Raw genomic sequence first — 5,174 nt, 5'->3', positions numbered from 1 at the left:
GCATGGTGGCGGAGGGCCCCACGGGAACCGTGGATTGGTGCCTTCGAGCCCGCGCGTCAGACTGATGATTCTCCTGCCCTCCCGCGACGGACGGTTCGGTCAGCCTGCAGGAAAGGAGCGGGGCGATGGAAGTCATCCACTCCCGGTGCGCCGGGATCGACATCTCCAAGCGGGACGCGAAGGTCTGCGTCCGGATCGCGGGGTCGGGGCCCGGCAGGACGGTCGAGACGGTCACGACGTGGTCCTCGATGACCGCCCAGATACTGGCCCTGCGCGACCACCTCGTCGCCGAGGGCGTCACCTGCGTGGTGATGGAGGCCACCGGGGACTACTGGAAGCCGTTCTACTACCTGCTCGAGGACGCCGGGTTCGAGCTGATGCTGGTCAATGCCCGGCACGCCAGGAACGTCCCGGGCCGCAAGACCGACGTCGCGGACGCTACCTGGCTGGCACAGCTGGGCGCCCACGGGCTGATCCGGGCCTCGTTCGTCCCGCCCGAGCCGATCCGGCAGCTGCGGGACCTGACTCGGACCCGCCTGGCGCTGACCCGGGAACGCACCCGCGAAGCCCAACGGCTGGAGAAGCTGCTCGAGGACAGCGGGATCAAGCTCTCCGCTGTCGCCTCCGAAGTCCTCGGCGTCTCGGGACGGGAGATGCTCGAGGCCCTGATCGCCGGGAAACGCGACCCGCAGGAGCTGGCGCAGCTTGCCCACGGGCGCCTGCGCCAGAAGATCCCGGCCCTGACCCAGGCTCTGGCCGGCCGATTCACCGAGCACCACGCGTTCCTCGCCCGGGTCCATCTGGACCTGATCGACCGGCACACCGCGGCCATCGACCAGATCACCGAACGGATCGAGACACTCATGGAGCCTTTTCGCGCCTTCCACGAGCTGATCCGCTCGATCCCCGGCATCAGCACCGTGATCGCGGACGTGGTCGTCGCCGAGACCGGGGCTGACATGAGCCGGTTCCCCACCGCCAAGCACCTCGCCTCCTGGGCCGGGACCGCCCCGGGGAACAACGAATCCGCCGGGAAGGTCAAATCCAGCAGGACCCGACCCGGAAACCCCTATCTCCAAGGCGCCCTCGGCTCCGCCGCGATGGTCTGCGCCCAGCACCCCGACACCTACCTCGGCGCCCGCTACCGACGGATCGCCGCACACCGTGGCCCGCTCAAGGCCAACGTCGCCATCCAGCACTCCATGCTCACGGCCATCTGGAACATGGGCACCACCGGCACCCTCTACGACGACCCTGGAGCCGACTTCTTCAACCGCCTACACCCAGACCGAACCAAGAGCCGCGCCATCCACCAACTCGAGGCCATGGGCTACCAAGTCACACTCGCCACGGCATCCTGACCCACCTATCTTCGCGTCAGAAACTCACCCTCGCTGCAGCTCCCGCATGAGGCCTTCCATAGCCCGGCGTGCCTTCTTCCTGCCCGAGGCGATCATGACGAACGCCATGATGACCAAGGCGAACGAGAGCAGAATGCTCACGTTCGGACGCATCGGCACGGTGATCCCGAAGAAGAAGAGGACGATCCCGATGGCGGCGATCTCGATGCCGGACGCGGCGCGCGCCTCGCCCGCCACCCTCTGCGCTTCGAACCACGCTTCCATCTCGTTCATCGCACGCCTCCTGCAAGATCCTGCCCCTCTTGCAGATCCATACCCGCCTTGCGGTGGTCTGTATCCGAGAAGGTCAGCCCCGCCGGAGGCGACGCATCGAACGCTTCACAGTCCTGCGAGAGCGCTTCACCGTCCGGCGCGCCCGCCGCCGCAGGGAGGCGACGGCGAAACGGGCCAGGACGAGGAGGGCGCCCAACACCACGATGCGAACGATCGGCTTCATCGCCCTTCCAACAGCTCCTTCAGATTCTCGAGAACCAACTGCCAAGTTTTCTCGGATTCGGTGACTTCCGCCTCGCTGCCGTTGTTTCCCTGGGTGATCGTCACCTTGCTTGCACCGATGCCATTTTCCTCAACTCGGTACTCCACGGTGTGGTAATTCTCGGGAATATCGGGTTTTCCGGCCAGGGGGCTGTAGTGGCTGATGCGCAGGCGGTTGAGCGGTTCGAAATCGAGGACCTCACCGTGGTCCTGATATTGCTTTCCCTGCCATTCGCCGCTGAAAGTAATTCGGCTGCCCACGTCCCACGTCGTCTCGACGTTCGTACCCAAGAAGTACTTCTTGATCTGATCGGGGTTCGTCAGGGCGTCCCACACTGCCTCGCGGTTTGCCGCGATTGTCATCGACGCCACCGCATCCCTCGTCGCCGTCATGTCGACCTCCTTCGAGCCACAACGTACTCCCGCGGACAGGGCGGGCCAAGGACTCGTGGAGTTGGTGCACCCGAAACGCTGAAACAGGGCGAGTTGGTGCACCCGAAACGTTGGAGGGTTAGGCGAGGATGCGGTCCAGGTAGGCATTCCGGAACTTTCCGTCCGGATCGCGCTTCGCGACGAGCTCCCGGAAATCGGCGAAGCGCGGATACACCCGGGCGAGCTCAGTGGACGGAACCGTGAACAGCTTCCCCCAGTGCGGACGCGCGGCGAACGGCGCGAGCGCGGCCTCGAGGTCCGGCAGGAACGCCTCGACCTCGGGCTGCATCGGCCGCCACGTGAAGTGCAGCGCCATACTGTCCTGGCGGTACGACGGGCTGAGCCAGAACTCGTCCGCGGCGATCGTCCGAACCTCGGACACGAAGAGCAGCGGCGCAAGTTTCGCCGCGAGCCCGCGGACGGCCTGCAGCGCCTCGGCAGCGGAAGACCGCGGCAGGAGGTACTCGGTCTGCAGCTCGTCGCCCGCGCTCGGCGTGAACTCGTGCCGGAAGTGCGGCAGCCGGTCGAGCCACGGCCCCGACACGTCGAGCTGCTGGGTGCAGTTCACTGCGTCCATCTCGGGCAGGGGGTGGCGCGCGCGGGTCGCGGGTCGTGCCCCAAAAAATGACGACGGGGCGGGGCCGGGCTCCGAATCGACCCGCACCTTCCGCCACACCTGAGGCACGGTGTCCCCGGCGTAGTCAGTGAACAACGAGACGCTGTACCCGTCCCCGGCCACGGCGTCGTAATCGGCGAGCACCGTCTCCCAGGGCAGGTCCTCGAAGACCTGCTGCCGCACCGTGTAGGTCGGCTCGACGGCGAGCTCGAGCGCCGTCACGATCCCCAGGGCACCGAGCCCTACGACGCTGCCGAGGAATCCGTCGCCGTCGCCCTCCTCGAGCCGTTCCACCTCGCCCGAGGCGCGCACGAACTCGACGGCCTTCACGGCCGAGGCAAGCGCAGGGTTGGACATCCCCGAGCCGTGGGTCCCCGTCTGCACGGCCCCCGCCACGGAGATGTGCGGGAGCGAGGCCATGTTGTGCAGGGCGAATCCCTCCCGCTCGAGCGCAAGGCCCAGATCGCCATAGGTGATGCCACCCGGAATGCGCGCGACCCGCCGCTCCGAATCCACCTCAACCGAACCGGGCAGGCGGTCGAGCACCACCTGCACGCCGTCGGTATCCGCCACGTCGTTGAAGCAGTGCCGCGAGCCGAGCGCCTTGACCCGCTGCGCGGAGCCCACGAGTTCCGCGAGCTCCTCGACGGACTCCGGCCGTTCAACGGACGCGGCCGAATACTCGAGATTCCCAGCCCAGTTCTTCATTGTGCTTCCTTCGGGGACAGAACTTCCTTAGCGGACAGAACTTCCTTAGCGGACAAAGCGGTCGTCGGGTAGAGAGCAGCCGCCGCGGCACGGTATCGGGCGAGGACCTCTGGCGCGGAAGGCGCGATGACCGTCGTCGCCCCCGCATCTTCCCACTCGGGGAACCGTCCCAGGAGGACGGCCGCGGCTTGGCGGGCAGCGCCGTCGGCCACGTACTCCCCCGGCTCGGGGACGAGCACGGGGAGCCCGAAGATGCCCGCGGCCGCGAGCTGGACCGCTTCGGACCGCGCTCCGCCGCCGACGAGGATGATGCGATCCGCCGTGACGCCCTGCGCGGTGAGTGCTGCGAGGCCATCGGCGAGCGAGCAGACGATGCCCTCCACAGCAGCCCGCGCGAGGTTCGACGGTGTGAAGTTGCCCAGGCTGATGCCCTGGAGGGAACCGGTCGCGTCCGGCAGGTTCGGGGTCCGCTCGCCCTCGAAGTACGGCACGAGCGTGAGGCCATCGGCGCCGACGGGCGCCGCCAGCGCGAGCTGTGTGAGCTCGGGGAGGGTGACGCCGAGCAGGCTCGCCGTCGCGTCGAGCACCCGCGAGGCGTTGAGCGTGCAGGCGAGCGGGAGGTAGTGTCCGGTCGCGTCGGCGAAGCCGGCCACGAGCCCGGAGGCGTCCGACGTCGGCTCTGCGGCTACCGCGAAGACCGTCCCCGAGGTGCCAAGAGAGACGACGACGTCGCCCAGCGAGGCGCCTACGCCCAGGCCCGCTCCGGCGTTGTCGCCGGCACCGGGGCCGATCACCGCATCCGTCTGCGACGAGAAGCGCGTGCGCCCTCCGGCCTCGAGCGCCCCCAGCACCCGCGGAAGCACCGGGATGTGGCCGAGGGTCCGCTCGAGGACGTCCGGGAGGTACTGGTTCGTGACGGGAGAGAAGTAGCCCGTGCCGGACGCGTCCGAGCGGTCGGTCGTGAGGGACTCGAGGGCGGGCTCGAGGCCTTGGCTCTTCGGCCCGTGGCCGGCCAGTCGCCACGACAGCCAATCGTGCGGGAGGCACACCGCCGCGGTGCGCGCCGCGTTCTCCGGCTCGTTCTCGGCGAGCCAGCGCAGCTTCGTGGCGGTGATCGAAGCGACCGGAACGGTGCCGGTCGTCTCGGCCCACCACTGGGCACCGGCGAGGATCTCGCCGTCGCCCGCCTCCGCACCTGCTTCCTTGATCAGCGACGCCGCGGCGGCAGCCGAGCGGGTGTCGTTCCACAGCAGCGCGGGCCGCACGACCTCGCCGTCCTCGTCGAGGCAGACCATGCCGTGCTGCTGGCCGCCCACCGAGATGGCGGCGACATCGTCGATCCCGCCCGCCGCTGCGATGGCGGCTTGGAGCGCGTCCCACCACGCGTCGGGGTGGACTTCTGTTCCGGACGGGTGCGGCGCCGAGCCGAAGCCCACAACCGCTCCCGTGTCGGCCTCGCGACAAAAAACCTTGCAGGGCGGGGTGGGGCTGTCGACTCCGGCCACCAGCGGGATGATCGCCGC

The 5,174-nt window shown here is 68.6% G+C and carries 6 protein-coding genes; 1 reads left to right on the top strand and 5 read right to left on the bottom strand.

What is annotated here, in order from left to right; translation table 11 throughout:
• Nucleotides 1-125 precede the first annotated feature (125 nt).
• Nucleotides 126-1,361: an IS110 family transposase gene (locus ACTHL9_RS00795; RefSeq protein ID WP_440516722.1), complete on the top strand. Its 1,236-nt coding sequence runs from the start codon at nucleotides 126-128 to the stop codon at nucleotides 1,359-1,361.
• Nucleotides 1,362-1,385: 24 nt separating this feature from the next.
• On the opposite strand, the gene ACTHL9_RS00790 is transcribed toward ACTHL9_RS00795, so the two are convergent.
• The 5 genes from ACTHL9_RS00790 to ACTHL9_RS00770 form a co-directional block, all read right to left on the bottom strand.
• On the bottom strand, nucleotides 1,386-1,634 hold the full coding sequence (locus ACTHL9_RS00790) for a hypothetical protein (protein WP_440516721.1): 249 nt from the start codon (nucleotides 1,632-1,634) through the stop codon (nucleotides 1,386-1,388).
• A gap of 73 nt (nucleotides 1,635-1,707) precedes the next feature.
• A complete protein-coding gene (locus ACTHL9_RS00785) occupies nucleotides 1,708-1,857 on the bottom strand; it encodes a hypothetical protein (RefSeq protein WP_440516720.1) in 150 nt (49 codons plus the stop codon).
• Nucleotides 1,854-2,288 carry an SRPBCC domain-containing protein gene (locus tag ACTHL9_RS00780; RefSeq protein ID WP_440516719.1) on the bottom strand — a complete coding sequence of 145 codons (435 nt, stop codon included), beginning with the start codon at nucleotides 2,286-2,288 and terminating at the stop codon, nucleotides 1,854-1,856. The genes ACTHL9_RS00785 and ACTHL9_RS00780 overlap by 4 nt, the downstream gene beginning before the upstream one ends.
• A gap of 118 nt (nucleotides 2,289-2,406) precedes the next feature.
• The gene (locus ACTHL9_RS00775) at nucleotides 2,407-3,651 is read right to left on the bottom strand and encodes a D-arabinono-1,4-lactone oxidase (protein WP_440516718.1); all 1,245 of its coding nucleotides are present in this window, start codon (nucleotides 3,649-3,651) and stop codon (nucleotides 2,407-2,409) included.
• The gene (locus ACTHL9_RS00770) at nucleotides 3,648-5,165 is read right to left on the bottom strand and encodes a xylulokinase (RefSeq protein WP_440516723.1); all 1,518 of its coding nucleotides are present in this window, start codon (nucleotides 5,163-5,165) and stop codon (nucleotides 3,648-3,650) included. Before ACTHL9_RS00770 ends, ACTHL9_RS00775 begins: the two co-directional genes overlap by 4 nt.
• Between the last annotated feature and the right edge of the window lie 9 nt (nucleotides 5,166-5,174).

Source organism: Sinomonas sp. (assembly GCF_051955515.1).
GTDB lineage: Bacteria > Actinomycetota > Actinomycetes > Actinomycetales > Micrococcaceae > Sinomonas.
The sequence above is the reverse complement of the archived record's forward strand: the minus strand, read 5'-3'. Positions and strand labels throughout refer to the sequence as shown.

What these genes read in the sequence shown, in the direction of transcription:
- ACTHL9_RS00795 (WP_440516722.1), top strand. Translation starts at nt 126, where the DNA reads ATGGAAGTCATCCACTCCCGGTGCGCCGGGATCGACATCTCCAAGCGG.
- ACTHL9_RS00790 (WP_440516721.1), bottom strand. Translation starts at nt 1,634, where the DNA reads ATGAACGAGATGGAAGCGTGGTTCGAAGCGCAGAGGGTGGCGGGCGAG.
- ACTHL9_RS00785 (WP_440516720.1), bottom strand. Translation starts at nt 1,857, where the DNA reads ATGAAGCCGATCGTTCGCATCGTGGTGTTGGGCGCCCTCCTCGTCCTG.
- ACTHL9_RS00780 (WP_440516719.1), bottom strand. Translation starts at nt 2,288, where the DNA reads ATGACGGCGACGAGGGATGCGGTGGCGTCGATGACAATCGCGGCAAAC.
- ACTHL9_RS00775 (WP_440516718.1), bottom strand. Translation starts at nt 3,651, where the DNA reads ATGAAGAACTGGGCTGGGAATCTCGAGTATTCGGCCGCGTCCGTTGAA.